We start from the raw sequence: 17,943 nt of genomic DNA, 5'->3' as shown, positions 1-17,943 counted from the left end.
AACAAACTGTTACCGATTCAACCCCTGCGACAACAGGCCGCAGCCCGTATTCAAAGGCCTGCAGGCCGATGCCCCCTTCCTCGGGTAGAAGACCCGCGGGTGTCATGCCAGAATGCCCCGGTTTTTCGCTGGCCTGTCCCAAGGGCCGGCACCTTCCCTGTAAAGGATGGTTCCATGACTGATCTACTGACCCGGCGTGCTGTCGTCGCCGGGATGGGCGTTCTGGGGCTTGGCCTGCTGGCGGGCTGCAGCCCGGCCCGGGGGCTCGAGTTCAAGTATGGCAAGAACATGAGCAACGAGATCCTCGGGCGCAAGTTCCGCCTGAAGGACACCCAAGGCAACGAGCGCACCCTGTCGAGCTTCTACGGCACGATGCCGATGATCTTCTTCGGTTTCACCCAGTGCCCGGCGGTGTGCCCGACCGCCCTGGCGCGCGCGGTGCAGATCAAGAAGCTGATGGGGCGCGATGCCGGCTTCCTGCAGGTGGTGTTCATCACCCTGGACCCGGAGCGCGACACCCCCGAGGTGCTCGATGCCTACGTCAAGGCCTTCGACCCGTCGTTCACCGCCCTGACTGGCACCCCGGAGGAAATCGCCGAGGTGGCCAAGGAGTTCAAGGTGTTCTACGAGAAGGTGCCGGCCGGCGACACCTACACCATCTCCCATTCGTCCACCAGCTACGTCTACGATTCCCGTGGCACCCTGCGCCTGAGCCTGGGTCATTCCCTGAACGCCAAGGAATGCAGCGAAGACCTGCTCACCCTGATGGAGATCTGCTAATGGCAATTTCGATGCAACCGATCAAGCGCGGCCTGGCCGCCCTGGCCTTGATGGGCCTGGCCCTGCCGGCCCTGGCCGAAACCACCGTGAGCGACGCCTGGGTCCGCGCCAGCGTGCCGCACCAGCAGTCCACCGGTGCGTTCATGACCCTGACCGCGAGCAGCGACAGCAAGCTGGTGGGCGTGGCCTCGACGGTCGCCAAGACCGTGCAGATCCACGAAATGACCATGGATGGCGACGTGATGGGCATGCGGGAAGTCAAGGCCGTCGAGCTGCCTGCCGGCAAGGCCGTGAGCCTGGACCCGAGTGGGTACCACGTGATGCTGATGGGCTTGAACAAGCAGGTCAAGGAAGGCGAGCAGGTGCCGCTGACCCTGACCATCGAGGACGCCAAGGGCGCCAAGCAGACCTTGCAAGTGCAGGCCCCGGTACGCCCGCTGACCGAAGGCGCCGGCCACGGTCACGACCACGCGCACATGCACTGACCTCCCACCTCGCCCGGGGCTGCTGCGCAGCCCATTCGCGGCGGCCCGGCAAGCCCGCTCCTACAAAGCCCACGTCGACCACACATGATGCGGCCTGCAGGTTCGTGTGGGAGCGGCCCCGCTCTTAAGAACTGCATTAAACATTCTGTTTATTTAGTCAGCAGATTATTTGGCTTTGGTGTAGGTGTTTTCCTTAAGATATTTCCGGTGGGATTAAAAATAACTTATTACATGTTTTAAGTTGCTTCTCGGTTGTCGGGGGCGTAGTTTTCCACGCCGCAGGTATTGGGTTTTTAAATTTAGAATTTACTAAAGATGAAGGCGCATATATTGGGTGATGCGCCAGGAAACGTTCATTGGTCTACGTGCACCTGGTTACGCCGGGCTGTGGCGTCACCAGGATGAGTCGCTCCATGCGGAAGGCTAGGCTCTGTACGAAAAGTACTGTCGTAGACATCGCCGCCAGCAGGCCAATGTGACCATGGCGGCATAGCTTTTCGCGAGCTTGCAGTAACGGGTCGCCAAGCGACGATGCTCCTTCAGCCAGCCGAACAGTCGCTCGATAACGTTGCGTTCCCGGTACTTGGGTTTGTCGAACAGACGCGGCAATCCAGGTTTCGGTTTGCGCTTCATGATTCGGTAGGGAATCACGGGCTGCATGCGATACCGGTCGCAGTACTGCCGCAGCGTTTCTGCGTCGTAGCCTTTGTCCGCTATCAGCTTGCGGCATCGCTTACGGGGCCTACCTCGTTCGGTGGGAATGTGAACACCGTCCAGCAAGGGTTCAGCATGGGAAATATCGCTGGCTTGTCCACCGGAGAGGATGAAATGCAATGGCACACCTCGGGTGTCGCAGACCATGTGAATTTTCGTTGTCAGCCCACCCCGGCTTCTTCCGAGTGCGTGGTCCGTTGGTTCTTCCGCCCCCCTTTTTGGCCTGCTCCAGATGAGGCCCGGGACGCTTTGACTGCCGTTGAATCAATGCACCAAGTGTCCAAGTCGATCAGGCCTTGAGCGTTGAGTTTCACGTGTAGGCGCTTGAGCATTTTGTTGAAGATGCCCTGGTTTCGCCAATCTCGGAAGCGCTGATAGACCGTGGACCAAGGCCCGAATCGCTCCGGCATGTCTCGCCATGCGGCGCCAGAGCAAAGCACCCACAGCACGCCATTGAGCATCAGGCGATCATCAGCTCTTGGGCGTCCGGTACGCCGAGGGGCAGTAAAAAGATCGGCGACTATTTCCCAGTCTGCGTCGGAAAGTTCGTATCGCTTGGGCATGGCAGAATGCTTCGCCTAAAAGGTGAGAACTCTACGGAAAATCAGGCTTTCAGCGGCTCTGGTGGCGTTTCAAAGGTTTTCATACAGAGCCTAGGGCAGGCGAGACGATATGCGGGCATTGAACCTGAACCGTGGAACCAGGACTCTTTCCACAGGCTACTTTTTTTCCAAATGTGGTGAGTTCGCCTTCGAAACTGCCTTCGCTGTCTCGGTAGTCTCAATGGCCAAGGCAGACTTGCTGTTGATTGGAATGGTCTATTTCTTCCGTTTCTTGCCCAGCGCACTGTTCTCCCCCATGGGTGGATGGCTGGCCGACCACTGCGACAAGAAGCGCACTCTCGTAACAGTCGAGTTGGCCAAGAGCATTGTGGCCGTGGTGTTCTATTTCATGTTCGCCTGGTCTGCACCCACGCTGGTTGTAGTCATCGCTCTGGCAATGTCGATGACGGCCTTGGACTGTTTGTTCGTACCAACATTTCGCGCCTATTTTCCAGATATTGTCGAGAAGGACGACCTGTCTTTTGTCAACAGCGGCGTACAAGTGGTCGAAGATATTGCCTCGATTCTTGGACCGCTGGTGTTTTCGGTACTTGTCCTATCGCTTTCCAGCGATGCGACATTCGTGTTCTTTGCTTTTTGCCTATCGCTGTCGGCCGCCAGCATCGCCACACTGCCAGCTGGAAAGAAGGGGCCCGGCGTCACGTTCGATGCCCCCGGTTTGATCCGCGATGCGGCGCGTAGCGTGGGCCAGCTTAGGGGCAGCAATGCACCGCTGTTTGCGGTTATCTGCTGCACCACGCTCTGCGCCATGTTCGCCACTTCGGTGATTCGTTTCATCCTCCCGGCCTCGGTGCTCGAGCACTTTGGTTCGGAGGCTGCGGTCGGCTATGTATTTTCCTTGCTGGCAGTGGGCACTGTGCTGGGTGGGATGCTCTATACCCGCTTCAATAAACGAACTACCGCGCGTCTAGTGCTGCGCTATTGGTCCTTGTACGGAGCATTGTTCTTCGCCGCCGCGGTGGCGCTTCAGCTCAATAGCGCATTGTTTCTGCTGCTGTTGTTTTTCGTCGGGTTCATCGGCGCTTTCGTCGATATCGCCATCGTGACCAATATCCAGTGCCTGTCCAACGATCATGAGGTCGGTCGGAACTTCTCGTTGTACTACTTCACCGCTGTCATCGGCGATGCCGTATCAGGCCTGGTTGCCAGCCTGGTCTACGTACTGGCAGGGCCAGCTACCTTCATCTGGATGACGTTCATGCTGTTTGTCGCGCCCTTGCGCTGGAATATCAGGGGAAAACTGGATAAGCGCTAGCGCTGTGCGAGGAGCTGGCTTCGGTGCAGGATCAAGCCCACAGATAGCGCGCTAGCTCGAAACTTGCGCGCTATCTGTGGGAGCGGCCTTGCGTTGCGAAAGGGCCGCAAAGCGGCCCCCATTCAGCTACGAAACCGCGGCAACGGTCGTTCGATCGACAGCGATGTCAGGGTCTTGCGCAGCTGGGCTTCGTCGGCTTCCAGGGCCTTGAGGCTTGCGCGGATCTTGCCAGCGGCGGGCACGTCGCCCTGCCGGTCGATCCAGTCGGCGATCTCCTTGCAGGCGCTGCTCAGGCAGGCTTGGCGCTGGTTCATCAGCGTCAGGAGGGTGGTGAGCTCTCTTTCGGACATGGCAGGATCCTCCATTCAGCCTTGTCAGTGTAGCAGCGGCCGGGCAGCTTGCCTGGGGCCAACTGCCGCACGGTGCCAGCGCCGCTGGCGACTGCCGTCACGGCTGCAGGCAGGCTTGCCGATAGTCCCCCGGCGTCACCCCATAGGCTTGCTTGAACTGCCGGTTCAGGTGGCTCTGGTCGGCGAATCCCAGGGCGAAGGCCACCTCCGAGGCGGGCAGGCCGCTCTTGAGGAACTCCCGGGCGCGGGCCAGGCGTCGCTGCTTGAGCCAGGCATGCGGCGGCAGGCCGGTGGCCTGGCGGAATACCCGGGCGAAATGGAAGGGCGAGAGGTTCACGGCACTGGCCAGGGCTTCCAGCGAGGGCGGGTCGGCCAGTTGGCTTTCCAGCAATTCCCGAGCGCGGGCCACGGCCAAGGGCTCGTTGCCCGGCGCGGGCGCCTCGGCGCAATGGCCGTGGCGCTGCACCAACGCCAGTACGGCATGGCGCCAGGCCGTCTGCTGCTCCAGGGCGCTGGCGCCAGACTCGGAGAGCTGGTGCAAGTGGCTGAAGGCCGCGGCCAGGGCCGGGTCCTGGATCACGCTCTGCTTGAAGTGGGGCATGCCGTGGCGGCCCAGTTCCAGCTCCTTCAGCACGCCAGTGACCCGCTCATGCTCCGGATAGAAGCCGCGATAACGCCAGCCCGCCTCATGGGCGGTGGCCCCGGTGTGCAGTTCATCGGGGTTGATCAGCACCATGCTGCCGACCGGTGCCAGGTGCTCGCTGCCACGGTGCCAGAAGCGCTGGGCGCCGGACTCGATCACGGTGAACACATAGCCTTCATGCACGTGCGGGGCGAAACGCTGCTGGAAATACCGCGCATGCAGCATTTCCACGTCGCCCAGGGCCGGTGCCTGCCAGAGATGGGTCTGTTCGCGCAGGGACGTGCTCATGCCAGCCAACTGCGCAGGAGAAAGAAGATCAGCATGCTCGCCAGCATGCTCAGCAATACGCTGCGGGTCAACAGCACCAGGCCGATAGCGACCAGCGCGCCGAGCAGGTAGGGGTTGCCCGGGCTCAGGTCGAGTTGGTGGCCGGGCAGGAAGATGATCGGCCCGCAGATCGCAGTGAGCATGCCAGGCACGGCAAAGCCGAGGAACTGCCGGGCATTGGAGCTCAGGCGCAGCGGCAGGCGTGGCTCGAGGAAGGCGTAACGATTGAGGAACACCACAGCGCCCATGGCGAAGATCAGCAACCAGGTCATGGGCGGGCTCCCGAGAGTTTCTGGCAGACGAAGCCGGCCGCCATGCCCAGCAGGCCGGCGGCGACCAGGGCGGTTTCCCAGTGCCAGTAGCTGAACAGCACCGAACAGAACAGCGACACTGCCACGCAGACCAGCGTCGGCAGGTTGCGCACCAGCGGGGCGATCAGCGCGACGAAGGTGGCGACGATGGAAAAATCCAGGCCCAACCGATCCAGGTGCGGGATGTTCTGGCCGAGGACGATGCCGGCCAGGGTGAACAGGTTCCAGGCGACGTAGAACGTCAGGCCGACCCCCAGGGCGTACCAGCGGTTGAATTGCTGCTGGTCGTACTGGCTGGTCAGGGCGAAGAATTCGTCGGTGAGCAGGAAGCCCAGCCCCAGCCGCCAGCGCAGCGGCTGGCCGGACAGCACCGGGCGCATGGACAGGCCGTAGAGCAGGTGCTGGGAGGTCAGCAGCAAGGTAGTCAGCAGGATCGACAGCAGGTTGGCGCCGCCCTTGAGCATACCGATCGCCACCAGTTGTGCTGCACCGGCGAAGACGATGGCGGACAGCCCTTGGCCTTCCCAGGGGCTGAGTTTGGCTTCGATGGCCATGGAGCCGGCGAGCAGGCCCCAGGGCGCGACGGCCAGGGACAGGGGAAGGATGGCGACGGCGCCGTGGAGGAAGGCTTGGCGAGCGATGGGCGGACTGCTGGGCATGGTGGCGGCGATGAGTCGACAGGGAAGGGCAGCATGCCAGAGGCGCAAGGGGCGTGGCTTGAATGATCTTGCTCTGCTTGCGGGGGCTGTTCGCTTCGATGCTGTTCAACGCTATTGGGCCGCTTCGCGCCCCATCGCCGGCAAGCCGACTCCCACAGGGTTCGAGTCGGCCATACTTGATGCGGTTTGCAGGGGCTGGAGCCGGCTTGCCGGCGATGGGCTGCAAAGCAACCCCCAATGCAGCTCAACCGACTGACGTCGGGGGCAAGCGAAGCCCCTAGTGGCTGCTGGTCAGCCGCTGCTGGGCCGCGGCGCAGCCGTTGATCTCCACGGCTTTTTGCAGCAGTACCTGGCGATGCTGCGGATCGAGGTCGCCGAGCAGGCGGTAGACTTCGGCCTGGTAGTCGCGCTGGCGCCCCCATTGCATCTCCAGCCCCTGCGGTTGGCTGCGGTTACAGGCCAGGCGCACCGCCGGTTGCGGGTAGTAGGGCGCATACAGGGTGGCCATGCCGGGGATCGCCTCCAAGGCATCGCGATAGGCGGGGCTGGCGTTGTAGGGCGGGCACCAGGTGGCGATCGCCGGCGCCGGCGGCGCGAAGCCCTGCTTGAGACTGGCCTGCAGCAATGGGCAGGCTGCATCGGGAATCTGTGCGGCCGGCAGGTAGGTCATGTAGTACAGGGCCAGGCGGTACTGAGCCACCGGGTGGCCAAGCGCTACTGATTTCTTGAGCAGCGCCACGGCCGTAGGCAGGGTCCTGGCCATGGCCTGGCCTTGGCGGCTGAGCTCCGGATCGCTGTCGACGGCGGTACGCAGGGTGCTGGCGCTGTCGTCCTGGGCGTCGGCCTGTTCGAGCAGGGGCAAGGCCTGGCGATAGAGCAGGTCGGCATGTGGATCGATCTGCACCTCCAGCGCGTGGGCGCCGAGCGGTGCGAGGGCCATGAGCAAGGGCGGCAGGAGCGCGGCACGACTCACGGGCAGACCTCGGTGGCGGACCGTTTACGGCGTGCGGCCAGATGTGGCAGGGCGGCTTCGATGTTCACGGTTACACATGTGCCTCAGGCAAATCAGAACGACAAGCCCGTATTCTAGCCACCGACCGGTACATGCCGGAAGCCCATTTCCCGACCTGTCGGACGAGCCAGACGGGAGGCAGCTTGTAATTCGTACTTTTCCTGGGCCAGCCCCAGCTTGGCGGTGATCACCTTGGCCAGGGCATTGTTGCCCAGGTCGTTGAAGTGCAGGCGATCGACGAACAGGGGCTCGCCGAACACCGGCGAGCTGCTGAGCATGCTGTTCATGTCGTAGCACGGGACTGGCCCGGCCTGGTCCTTGATGCGCCGGAAAAATGCCGTGTGCAACTGGCTGTCGAAAACGTCGGCCAGGAGCCGGTCGAAATTCGTCGGTTGCTGTTGCAGCGCCGTGAGCATGGCCTGTTCGCCGGCCGGCAGGCTCTCCCGGCACCAGGGCAGCAGGGGCTGGAGAATGAAGGTGAGGGTGGCATGGCCGTTGGCCAGGAGCCGGTCCCACTGTTGCAGGGTGCGGCCGATGCAGTCTGCCGCCTGGTTCAGGCGTTTGCCCGGGGCCGGCAGCGTCCAGGCGACCGCTGCGGGCTGGTGGCGGGGCGCGAAGGCCTTGCCCAGGCGCTGCCAGAACGATTCGCGGCGCGGTGCGTCGCAGGCCTGTACCCCTTCGTTGAAACTGTTGAGCACATCCTGGTAGGCGGTGGCCTGCTCGCTCGCCAGGACCTCGCCCAGTGCCTCTTGCGCCAGGGTGTTCAGGCCGCTCAGCACCACGACGTGGCCGATCTGCGCGAAACGGTGCTGATGACTGAGGAAGGTCAGCAGTTCCTGGGTGGCGTTGAGCCCACAGCCGGCCAGGTTCAGCCAGACCTCGCCGGTGAGCCGCGACAGGTAGGACGCCACCGTGTGTTCATCGGAACTGGCGCCAATCCCCAGGGCGGTCGAGCCGCCCACCAGCAGATTGACCCGCTTCGCGCCCTTGTGTTCGGCCACCGAGTAGCGCTTGTCTCCCGCGTGGCTGTAGCGCATCCCGAGGGCGTCGGTATTGATGGTGCCGGATCGATAGCCACGCTCGTGCATGTACAGGGTATGCGGCGCCCGGCGGCTACCCAGCAGCAGGAAGCGCTGGTAGTCCTGGGGCAGAGGAAGGAGGCTGTCCTGGGCGTGCGTGGCGTGATCGATCGGCCTCATGGGCGCTCCTTGTCGAATCGACGGTCTGGTGCGTGCCGGCTTAGCCGGCCAGCGCCTTGATGTTGTAGGCAAGCCCGCCGACGGCGATCAGCAGCAGGGCGACGCCCGATGCCAGGGTGATCAGGCGATTGCTGCGCTGCGAGGTGATCCTGCCGATGGCGAAGATGTACAGGCTGAGCACGGCGAAATCGATGGCGATCCACAGCAGCGACAGCACCACCATGCTTTTTTCGAAGGATTCGGTGATCTGGATGAACTGCGGGAAGAAGGAAATGAAGAAGATGATGTCCTTGGGGTTGGAGATGCCCACCATGAACCCCTGCAACAGCCCGCCGCGCCCGGGCCCGGCGGTGTCGGGCCCGGCCTCGGCGATGGGGGCCTGCAGCGCTTCCCTGAGGGTGCCGATGGCGATGTAGCCGATGAACAGGCAACCCAGCAGGCTCATGCCGCTGAGCCAGGCCTTGTCGACGGCCGCGCTGGTCATGATGATCCAGGCCGCGGCGCCGATCAGTACCAGCGAGGCCCAGTTGGTGCCGACGGCGGTGAACAGGGCCTTGCGCGTGCCGCAGGCCGCGGCGGTGTTGACGATCAGTGCCACCACCGGGCCGGGCGTGGCGATCAGCAGCAGGACGGTGAGGGCGTAGGTGGCGGTCAGTGCGGTATTCACGTTCAGTTCTCGATCAGTGTGTCGGGTGTCGCAAGGGCCTGGAACGGGCAGCGCGGAGGATTCAGCGAGCCCGGTTCCTGGAGTTGGTACTGGCGCCATTCGAAGTTGTCGGCCTGGCCGAAGAAGCCCAGGGTATCGGGCATCACCCCGTCGTTGTAATGGCGCACCCGTTCGCGGATGCGTGCCCGGATGCGTTGGCCGCTTTCGCTGGTGGCGCTGGCCACTTCGTCGAAGCTTTCCCGGGGGTTGATGACGAAGACGATATGCTCGCCCAGGTTGCGGCTCTTCATCTGCTGGTGGGCCGGGAAGTTCATGTTGATGAACAGGGGCATGCCGGCGAAGCAGAACGACCAGCCGCTGTCGTGGGGATCCTTGGGGATGTCCTCCGGCCAGGGCAGCGGGTCGTGCTCATGCAGCTCTTGCAGCACCGACCAGGCCAGCGCCTGCTGCTGCGCCAGGCTGCTGCCGGCATGGGTCTCGAGGAACACCAGCAGTGGGTTGCCGATGCGCTGCTTGAGCGGCACGGGCTCGAGGGCGCGTACGTATTCGGCCAGGCCCCGGGCAATGTCCGCGGCCAGTTGCCCGGCACGGGCGAAGACGATGGAGCAGGTGCCGGCGGCCACCGCCTTGCGGCCGAACAGGCACGGAAAGTCGGGGTTGGCGAGGATGGCGCGAAAGCGTTCGATGGTTTCGTACGCCCAGTGTCGTTGGTTCTGGATATGTTCAGAGGCTAGCTCTAGCGCATCCAGGCGATAGCAGTTCCCATAACCCGTAAACATGATTACCCCAGCAGTTCTTTTGAACTTCCCGCCAGATACAAGCGGTTTCGCTATATATGTTTATTGTTTACCTGCATTTTCTGAGAACACCCCCAGGTTGTAAAACGCCTGGAACTATGACCTACTATTAGCTTCACTCATGCTTCGGACGCTGCGAATGTCGGAACGGATCCAGGCGCTGCATGCCCTGCGTGCCTTTGAAGTGGCATCACGCTACGGCTCTTTCACCCGGGCGGCGCAGGAGCTGGCCCTGACCCAGGGGGCGGTCAGCCACCACATCAAGACCCTCGAGACCCTGTTCGGCTGCGACCTGTTCGAGCGGCGCGGCCCCAAGTTGCGCCTGACCGAGCACGGCCGGCTGCTGGCGCAGGAGCTCAAGGTCGGCTTCAAGATCATCGAGAACGCCTGCGCGCTGTTGCGCCAGGACCGCTACGGCCTGCGCCTGAAGGCCCCCTCGACCCTCACCGTGCGCTGGCTGCTCAAGGCGCTGGATGCCTTCAAGAAGGTCGACAACAGCTGCAGCGTGCAACTCTCGAGCGTGTGGATGGACATCGACACGGTGGATTTCTATTCCGAACCCTACGACTGCGCCATCCTGCTGGGCAGCGGGCGTTTCCCGGCCGACGTCGAGAGCCTCAAGCTGTTCGACGAGTGGCTGATCCCGGTGTGCCATCCCGAGTACCTGGACCAGCCGAAGCCGGACCTGGCGGTGCTGGAGCGCTGCGAGCTTTTGCACCCCTCCGCGGACCGGCGCGACTGGCGGCGCTGGCTGGCGCGCATGGATGCGCTGGACATCAGCATCGACAGGGGGCAGGTGTTCGATACGCTCGACCAGGGCATCTCGGCAGCCCAGCAGGGCCTGGGCATTTCGGTGGTCGACCTGGTGCTGGCCAGCGCCGACCTGGCTGCAGGGCGGCTGGTCATGCCGTTCAAGCATGCGGTGGCCACCGGCGACGGCTACTACATGACCTGGCTCAAGGCCAGCCCCAAGGCGCGGCAGATGCACCGGCTGCGCGACTTCCTGCTCAGCCAGGTGCCGCCATTGGCGCACAAGGACATCGACTACCTGTACGGCTGAGGTTCCTGCTGGCTGCTGCGCAGCCCATCTCTGGCATTCAGCGGTAGAATGCTTCCTTCGCTTGAGCAAAACGATTCGAGGTCGACGCGGTGGAGTTGCAGCAGGGCTTTGTCCTCACCCGGCATTGGCATGACACGCCCGAGGGGACCTGCGTGGAGTTCTGGCTCGCCACCGACCAAGGCCCACGGCAACTGCGCCTGGCACCGCAGGAGTCGGTGGCGTTCGTGCCACTGGCGCATGCCGTGCGCGCCCGTGCCTTGCTGGCCAACGAGCGGGGCGTCGAGCTGCGGCCCCTGCGCCTGCGCGATTTCGAGCAGCGGCCGGTACTGGGCCTGTACTGCCGCCAGCACCGTCAGTTGATCCAGCTCGAACAGCGCCTGCGCAGTGCCGGCATCGACGTCTACGAAGCCGATATCCGTCCCCCGGAGCGCTACCTGATGGAGCGCTTCATCACCGCCCCGGTGCTGTTCAGCGGTCGCCCGGATGCCCAGGGCGTGCTCTGCGATGCCCAGCTCAAGCCCTTGCCGGATTACCGCCCGGCGTTGCGCCTGGTATCGCTGGACATCGAGACCAGCGAGCGCGGCGAGCTCTACAGCATCGCTCTGGAGGGCTGCGGCCAGCGCCAGGTCTACATGCTCGGGCCGGCCAACGGCCAGGCCGATGACCTGGATTTCGACCTGCAGTATTGCGACGACCGTACCCAGTTGCTCGGCTGCCTGAACCAGTGGCTGGCCCGCCATGACCCGGATGCGATCATCGGCTGGAACCTGGTGCAGTTCGACCTGCGCCTGCTGCACGAGCACGCCACGCGCCTGCAGGTACCGCTGGCCCTCGGCCGCAACGGCGCGCCCCTGGGCCTGCGTGCCCACAGCGGGCGCAACCATGTGTTCGCCGATGCGCCGGGGCGCCTGCTGATCGATGGCATCGAGGCACTGCGCGCGGCGACCTGGAGCTTTCCTTCGTTCAGCCTGGAAAGCGTCGCCCAGGCCCTGCTCGGCGAAGGCAAGGCCATCGACACCCCGTACCAGCGCATGGACGAGATCAACCGCATGTTCGCCGAGGACAAGCCGGCCCTGGCCCGCTACAACCTCAAGGACTGCGAGCTGGTCACGCGGATCTTCGCCCATACCCGGCTGCTCGAGTTCCTGCTCGAGCGTTCCACCGTCACCGGCTTGCCAGTGGACCGCAGTGGCGGCTCGGTGGCCGCGTTCTGCCACCTGTACATCCCGTCCATGCACCGCCTGGGCTTCGTCGCCCCCAACCTGGGCAGCCGCCCGGACGAAGCCAGCCCCGGCGGTTTCGTCATGGACTCGCGGCCTGGCCTGTACGACTCGGTGTTGGTGCTCGACTACAAGAGCCTGTACCCCTCGATCATCCGTACCTTCCTGATCGACCCGGTGGGCCTGGTCGAGGGCCTGCGCCAGCCGGATCACGCCGATTCCGTGGAGGGCTTTCGTGGGGCGCGTTTCGCCCGCCGCCAACATTGCCTGCCAGCCATCGTCGAGCGGGTCTGGCAGGGGCGCGAGGCGGCCAAGCGGGCCGGTAACGCGCCGCTGTCCCAGGCGCTGAAAATCATCATGAACGCCTTCTACGGCGTGCTCGGCTCCAGCGGTTGCCGCTTCTTCGACCCGCGCCTGGCCTCGTCCATCACCCTGCGCGGGCACCAGATCATGCGCCAGACCCGCGCCCTGATCGAAGCCCGTGGCTTCGACGTGATCTACGGCGACACCGACTCGACCTTCGTCTGGCTCAAAGAGGCCCATGACGAAGCGGCCGCCGCGCGCATCGGCCAGGCCCTGGTCGCCGAGGTCAACCAGTGGTGGCGGCAACACCTGCGCGAGACGATGGACCTGGACAGCGCCCTGGAGCTGCAGTTCGAGATCCACTACCGGCGCTTTCTCATGCCGACCATCCGTGGTGCCGACGAGGGCAGCAAGAAGCGCTACGCCGGCCTGGTACAGCGCGGCGAGGGGCGCGAGGAACTGGTGTTCAAGGGCTTGGAGTCGGTGCGCACCGACTGGTCGCCCCTGGCCCGGCAGTTCCAGCAGGAGCTCTACGGGCGGATCTTCCGTGGCCAGCCTTACCGCGACTATGTCCGTGACTATGTGCGCCGCACCCTGGCCGGTGAGCAGGACGAGTTGCTGGTGTACCGCAAGCGCCTGCGCAGGCCGCTGGCCGACTACCAGCGCAACGTGCCGCCCCACGTGCGCGCCGCACGGCTGGCCGATGCGTTCAACAGCCGCCTGGGCCGGCCCCGGCAGTACCAGAACGGTGGCTGGATCAGCTACGTCATCACCACCTCGGGCCCCGAACCCCTCGAGAACCTGCAGTCGCCGATCGACCACGAGCATTACCTGAGCCGCCAGTTGCAACCGGTGGCGGACGCCATACTGCCGTTCGTGGGCGATGATTTCGCGGCCCTGACCGATCGCCAGCTACTGCTCTTCTGACCCGCGGGTATTACCCCTCTAACGCCGTCCGCCGCCTCGCACGGCCTAGGGTGCTGCCTTTTCCGCCACCCAGGAGAGACAATCGATGGTCACCCACACTCCACCTTCGGCATACGCGGCAGCCCAGGACGCGCTCATCGGTGCGCGTCTGCCGTACTGGCTGCGCTCGGCGAGCGTCGAGCAACTGGCACCGTTGCAGGATGCCATGGGCCTGAGCCTGTACTTTCGCCAGCGGGTTCGGCAGTTACTTGCAGGCCTGCAGGGCATCGACTGCTTCGCCGAGCCCTTGCTGGTCCAGGCGTTGCGGGCGCGCTTCGGCGCAGCGCTGGACATTCATCGCCTGCGTTTTCGCCTGGGGCACCGGGAACCGGTGATCACCTCGCAGCCGATCGGCTATCCGGTGACGGTGCCGGTCTATACCGAGATCAGCCTGTTCGAGGCCGCGCTGCGCAATTTCACCGCGGCAGAAGCCGAGGCAGGGGGGCAGTTGCCCGGCAACGGCCTGGTGGACCCGCTGGATGCCCAGGCCAAGCTGCCGTGCGCGCAGCAGTTCGCCAGCCTGTGCCGTGAACTCGACCTGGGTGGGCGCTACCAGCGCCATTTGCAGGGTATCCTCGAACCGGCCGACGGCGAGGCGCGCCGCCAGGTGCTGTCGTTGCTGGCGCGGGCACGGCGCTACGGCATGCTGGCCGATGCCCATGTGGCCAGGATCAAGGGTGCGTTGAACGAGGCCGAGCTGCAGCTGTTGGTGCGGCTGTGTGGCCTGCATCGCGCGCCCACGCTCGAGGGCAGCCCGGTCATCGCCAAGCGCTTGAGCCTGCTCGGTTGCACGCTGGAGCAGATCGTCGTGCTCGATGTCCGCGATGAAAGCCTCAGCCCGCTGTACAGCACCAGCCGCCGGGTACTGGTGCATATCCCGGACGATCCGCAGGCACCCTGGCAGGCGTTTCCGGACTTGCGTCATTTCGCCAATGCCTTGGGCAAGCGCCTGCGCACCCCGCAGTACCAAGGCTTCTTCAGCCGCTTCGTGCGGCGGCGCGACAGCCAGCGCTTCTTTGCCAGCGTGGTCCAGGGTTACCAGGGGGTGTCCGAGCTGGCCAACATCGACCTGGAGGCGCGCATGCATGCCTACCCGGAGCCGCTGTTCGATAGCCTGGCTCGGGCGCGCATCGGCCAGATCAAGGACGATGCCGCCATGATCGCGGTGCCGAAGGCCGAGGTCGATCGCCAGGTCCAGCGCGAGCACGCCCAGCGCCTGGCAGCCGAAGGCTGGACCCTGCTCAACCTCGCCGGGTTGTTCGTCCCGGTGATCGGCGCGGCGCTGCTGGCGGTGAGCGCCTGGGCGCTGCTTGGCGAGGTCTACCACGGTATCGAGGCCTGGCACGAGGGGGAAACCAGCGAAGCGCTCGAGCACCTGTTCAATGTCGCCATCGACCTTGCCGTAGTCGCCGCTACCGCTGCGGGCATCACCCTGGTGCGCAACGCCTGGTCCCGCTCCAGCCTTGTCGACAGCCTGTTGCCGGCGCAGTTGGAGGACGGCAGCACACGCTTGTACAAGCTTGACCTGGCGGCCTTTCGCAGCGAGGCGCCACCGCCGCAAGCCGTGCCCGATGCGCAGGGTATCCACCGCCTGGGGGCACAGGCCTGGATCGAGATGGACGGGCATCATTACCCTATCGTCCAGCGCGCCGGTGATGGCCGCTGGCAATTGCGCCCACAGGGCGGCCATGGGCCGCTGCTATGCCACAACGGTGCCGGTGCCTGGCGCCTGTGGTCGGAGCAGCCGGCCCGCTGGGACGATCCTCATCGCCTGTTCCGCCGCCTGGGTGGCCCGTTCGCGCGCCTCGACGACGAACAGATCGACCAGCTCATGACGGCGCATGGCCTGGAGGCCAGTCACCTGCGTGCGCTGCATGTCCAGGGGCAGGCGCCCGAGGCGCAGTTGGTCGACAGCGTCGAGCGGGTATTGCTCGAGCAGCGTATCCGTGAGTTGGTCGGCCGCCTGCGCGGCGGCGAGCCGGTCAGCGACCGCTTCGTGCTGCAGCATGCCCAGGCCTTGCCCGGGGCGGCTGGGCTGCCAGACCAGGGGTTGGCAGAGCTGGCCTGGAACCTGCGCAGGCCATTGTTCCAGCGCCTGTACGAGAGCGCCCAGGGCCGCGACAAGCCCGGTGTCGCGACCCTGCGCCGAGCATTCCCCGGCCTGCATGGCCGGGCTGCCGAAGCGTTGTTGGAGGCGGCCCGGGTCGCGGACCGGCGCCGCTTGCTCGACACTGGTCGGGTTGCGCTGCGCCTGGCCGAGTCGGCGAGGACGAGCGTGGGACAGATACGTGTGGCCAGGGTATTCGAGGCGCTGTACCTGGACACCTTGCAGACGGGCGACCTGGCGCGTGTGGCCCTGGCCATGGCCAGGCAACTGCCGGGCGCGCCGGCGGGGCGCTGGCGCTTGTTCGAGGGTAGCGTGCAGGGGCCATTGCTGCTGGCCCTGGAGCAGGGCGAGGAGGGCGGCGGCTTCGACCTGCTCCACCGCGATGGCCGCTTCCAGTTGCTCGACGAGCAGGGCCAGGTGCTGGCCGGCTGGGGGGAGCTGTTCGAGGTCATCGCCGCCGCCTACGGCGACCGCCAGCGGGATGCCATGGGCATCGGCGAGCCCTTCGCCCATAACCTGCGGGTGCTGGTGGGGCGGCTGGCGGCGCGCCAGCGTGAGGCGGTCGCACGGCTACTGGGGCAGGGCGAGCCCATCGGCTGGTTCCGGCCTCCACGGCGCCTGGACGATGGCCGAGTCGGTTATCCGCTGAGTGGCCGGGGCGCATCGCGGGGTAGGCCGCAGGCGCTGTTCGCCCGGGTGCGGGCGGTGTATCCGACGTTCGACGATGCGCAGATCGATGCCTGGTTGCAGGAGGTGAGGCGCTCGGGCCGGCAGGTGGAGAGCGAACTCGCCCGGCTGGGGCATGAGTTCGAGGCACTGGATGACCACCTGCGGGCCTGGAGCGAGCAGCCCACCAGCGGCATGCAGCGCCGCGAGCGGCGGCATTTCGCCCAGGTCCTGCTCAGTTGCTGGCAGCGCCGGGGGCCGCAGTTGTTCGACCAGCGTGGGCAAGCGACGGGATATCGCCTGAGTATCTGGGCGCTCAGCCTGGAACGCTTGCCCGAGCTGCCCGAGGCTGTGAGTTTCCCCCACATCCATGAGTTATCGCTGATGGGCTTGGGGCTGCGGGAAATGCCACAGCGTTTCCTGGGCGCTTTCCCGAACCTGCAGGTTCTGGAGCTGGCCAGCAACCGCTTGACCCGCCTGCCGCCGGGCCTGGAGGCGCTGACATCGCTGCGTGAGCTGGACCTGTACGACAACCGTGTCGTGCTCGACACCGAGCAGGCCATGACCCTGGCCAACGGCGAAATGCTGGAGTTCATCAACCTGTCGCGCAACCCGCTGGGGCGAACCTTCCCGCTGTACCGGCTGGACCGCTTGCGGCGTCTGTACCTTCGCGCCACCGGGATCAACGAACTCCCGCCCGCCCTGATGGACCGCCTGGAACTGACCATCGCCGACCTGCGCGACAACCAGATCACGACGCTGCCGGAGCGTTTCTATCGTGCGCCGATCTGGGTGGGGCGTACCGTGATGCTGACGGGTAACCCGTTGGACGAACAGGCCGCGCAACGCCTGGAGGCCTTTTCCCAGGCCCATGGCATGCCGGCGCCGCAGGTGGCGGGCCCTTCCTCGATGTCGTTGCGCCGACGCTGGCTCGACGCCGCCGACAGTGTCCAACGGGCCGTGCAGTCCTCGACGTGGGACGAGCTGGAAGCCGAGGACGGTGCGGACGATTTCTTCGCCATGCTCGCGCGGCTGCTGGAAACCGTGGATTTTCGCGATCATCGCCAGGCCCTGGCCAACCGGGTGTTCACCCTGCTGCAGAGCATGTGCCGCTACGGAGGGCTGCGCAGCGAGCTGTTCAACCAAGCGCGCATGCCCCTGACCTGCCAGGACAGCGTGATCCTGAGCTTCAGCGCTCTGGAACTGCGCATGCTGGTCTGGCAGGCGCGGGTCGACGCGGCCGCCGGTGGCCAGGAGCAGGCCCTGGTACGGTTGGGCCGCCAGCTGTGGCGGCTGGACGAGGTCGAACGTATCGCCCTGGAGGACATCCAGGCGCGCCGGGCCGCTGGCAGCGATCCGGACGAGATCGAGGTAAGCCTGGCCTACCGCCTGGCATTGCGTGATGCGCTCGACCTGCCGGGGCAACCTGCCGACATGGCCTACGCCGACGTTGCCGGGCTGGACCGGTCGCGCATCGACCAGGCCCGGGAGCGCGTGCTGGCACTGCAGACGCCGGAACGCCTGGCGCAGTCGCTGGTAGAGCGGGACTTCTGGCAGGAACACCTGCTACGCGCCCACGCCGAGGTCTTCGAGGCCCTCGATGCGCCGTTCCATCGCCGCGTCGAGGCATTGATGGAGAGATCGTCGGCGTTGCCGGAGGGCCAATACCTGGCGCGGATGAATAGCATCGGCAGCGAGCGCCAGGCGGCTCGGCGCGAGCGGATGCTGGCCCTGACCCGCATCGCCCTGGCCGAGGCGCCGCCTGCCAGTGACGACACCCCGGGGGCCTCCTGAGGCGA

General features: G+C 65.3%; 15 protein-coding genes. 6 read left to right on the top strand and 9 right to left on the bottom strand.

Going from position 1 to position 17,943, the window contains the following annotated elements; all coding sequences use genetic code 11:
- Positions 1–174: 174 nt before the first annotated feature.
- Positions 175–780 (top strand): SCO family protein, encoded by a 606-nt coding sequence (locus tag ACDI39_RS06885; RefSeq protein WP_225789721.1) that lies wholly within the window; start codon positions 175–177, stop codon positions 778–780.
- Between the two features lie 5 nt (positions 781–785).
- Positions 786–1,265 carry a copper chaperone PCu(A)C gene (locus ACDI39_RS06880; protein WP_225789736.1) on the top strand — a complete coding sequence of 160 codons (480 nt, stop codon included), beginning with the start codon at positions 786–788 and terminating at the stop codon, positions 1,263–1,265.
- Between the two features lie 423 nt (positions 1,266–1,688).
- Here ACDI39_RS06880 and ACDI39_RS06875 read toward each other — a convergent pair.
- Positions 1,689–2,542 (bottom strand): IS5 family transposase gene (locus ACDI39_RS06875; protein ID WP_262967485.1). Its coding sequence is split into 2 segments (ribosomal slippage): positions 1,689–2,198 and positions 2,201–2,542, totalling 852 coding nucleotides; the frame shifts between segments, so codons are not numbered across the junction.
- Positions 2,543–2,651: 109 nt separating this feature from the next.
- On the opposite strand from ACDI39_RS06875, the gene ACDI39_RS06870 reads away from it, so the two are divergent.
- The gene (locus ACDI39_RS06870; protein WP_225789720.1) at positions 2,652–3,857 is read left to right on the top strand and encodes an MFS transporter; all 1,206 of its coding nucleotides are present in this window, start codon (positions 2,652–2,654) and stop codon (positions 3,855–3,857) included.
- Positions 3,858–3,979: 122 nt separating this feature from the next.
- Here ACDI39_RS06870 and ACDI39_RS06865 read toward each other — a convergent pair whose 3' ends face one another.
- The 8 genes from ACDI39_RS06865 to ACDI39_RS06830 all read right to left on the bottom strand — a co-directional run bounded on the left by ACDI39_RS06865 (position 3,980) and on the right by ACDI39_RS06830 (position 9,804).
- Complete coding sequence (locus ACDI39_RS06865; RefSeq protein ID WP_225789719.1) at positions 3,980–4,207, bottom strand: hypothetical protein; 228 nt, start codon at positions 4,205–4,207, stop codon at positions 3,980–3,982.
- A gap of 97 nt (positions 4,208–4,304) precedes the next feature.
- Positions 4,305–5,138, bottom strand: a complete 834-nt coding sequence (locus tag ACDI39_RS06860; RefSeq protein ID WP_253080339.1) for an AraC family transcriptional regulator — start codon at positions 5,136–5,138, stop codon at positions 4,305–4,307.
- Complete coding sequence (locus ACDI39_RS06855; protein WP_225789717.1) at positions 5,135–5,449, bottom strand: AzlD domain-containing protein; 315 nt, start codon at positions 5,447–5,449, stop codon at positions 5,135–5,137. Before ACDI39_RS06855 ends, ACDI39_RS06860 begins: the two co-directional genes overlap by 4 nt.
- Positions 5,446–6,147 (bottom strand): AzlC family ABC transporter permease, encoded by a 702-nt coding sequence (locus ACDI39_RS06850; RefSeq protein WP_225789716.1) that lies wholly within the window; start codon positions 6,145–6,147, stop codon positions 5,446–5,448. The genes ACDI39_RS06855 and ACDI39_RS06850 overlap by 4 nt, the downstream gene beginning before the upstream one ends.
- A gap of 277 nt (positions 6,148–6,424) precedes the next feature.
- A complete protein-coding gene (locus ACDI39_RS06845) occupies positions 6,425–7,087 on the bottom strand; it encodes an SEL1-like repeat protein (protein ID WP_368815320.1) in 663 nt (220 codons plus the stop codon).
- Between the two features lie 146 nt (positions 7,088–7,233).
- Positions 7,234–8,358 carry a hypothetical protein gene (locus tag ACDI39_RS06840; protein WP_225789715.1) on the bottom strand — a complete coding sequence of 375 codons (1,125 nt, stop codon included), beginning with the start codon at positions 8,356–8,358 and terminating at the stop codon, positions 7,234–7,236.
- A 40-nt stretch (positions 8,359–8,398) separates the two neighbouring features.
- Complete coding sequence (locus ACDI39_RS06835) at positions 8,399–9,025, bottom strand: LysE family translocator (protein ID WP_253080338.1); 627 nt, start codon at positions 9,023–9,025, stop codon at positions 8,399–8,401.
- Positions 9,026–9,027: 2 nt separating this feature from the next.
- Positions 9,028–9,804: a YqcI/YcgG family protein gene (locus ACDI39_RS06830; protein WP_225789713.1), complete on the bottom strand. Its 777-nt coding sequence runs from the start codon at positions 9,802–9,804 to the stop codon at positions 9,028–9,030.
- A 157-nt stretch (positions 9,805–9,961) separates the two neighbouring features.
- Here ACDI39_RS06830 and ACDI39_RS06825 point away from each other — a divergent pair, with 157 nt between their 5' ends.
- From ACDI39_RS06825 to ACDI39_RS06815, 3 genes are all read left to right on the top strand, one after another.
- Complete coding sequence (locus tag ACDI39_RS06825; protein WP_225789712.1) at positions 9,962–10,882, top strand: LysR substrate-binding domain-containing protein; 921 nt, start codon at positions 9,962–9,964, stop codon at positions 10,880–10,882.
- Positions 10,883–10,971: 89 nt separating this feature from the next.
- The gene (locus ACDI39_RS06820; RefSeq protein WP_253080337.1) at positions 10,972–13,332 is read left to right on the top strand and encodes a DNA polymerase II; all 2,361 of its coding nucleotides are present in this window, start codon (positions 10,972–10,974) and stop codon (positions 13,330–13,332) included.
- Positions 13,333–13,417: 85 nt separating this feature from the next.
- Complete coding sequence (locus tag ACDI39_RS06815; protein ID WP_486538112.1) at positions 13,418–17,938, top strand: NEL-type E3 ubiquitin ligase domain-containing protein; 4,521 nt, start codon at positions 13,418–13,420, stop codon at positions 17,936–17,938.
- The last annotated feature ends 5 nt before the right edge of the window (positions 17,939–17,943 follow it).

This window comes from Pseudomonas sp. Tun-23181, assembly GCF_057415455.1.
Note: the sequence above shows the minus strand (reverse complement) of the source record. Positions and strands in the feature narration are given on the sequence as shown.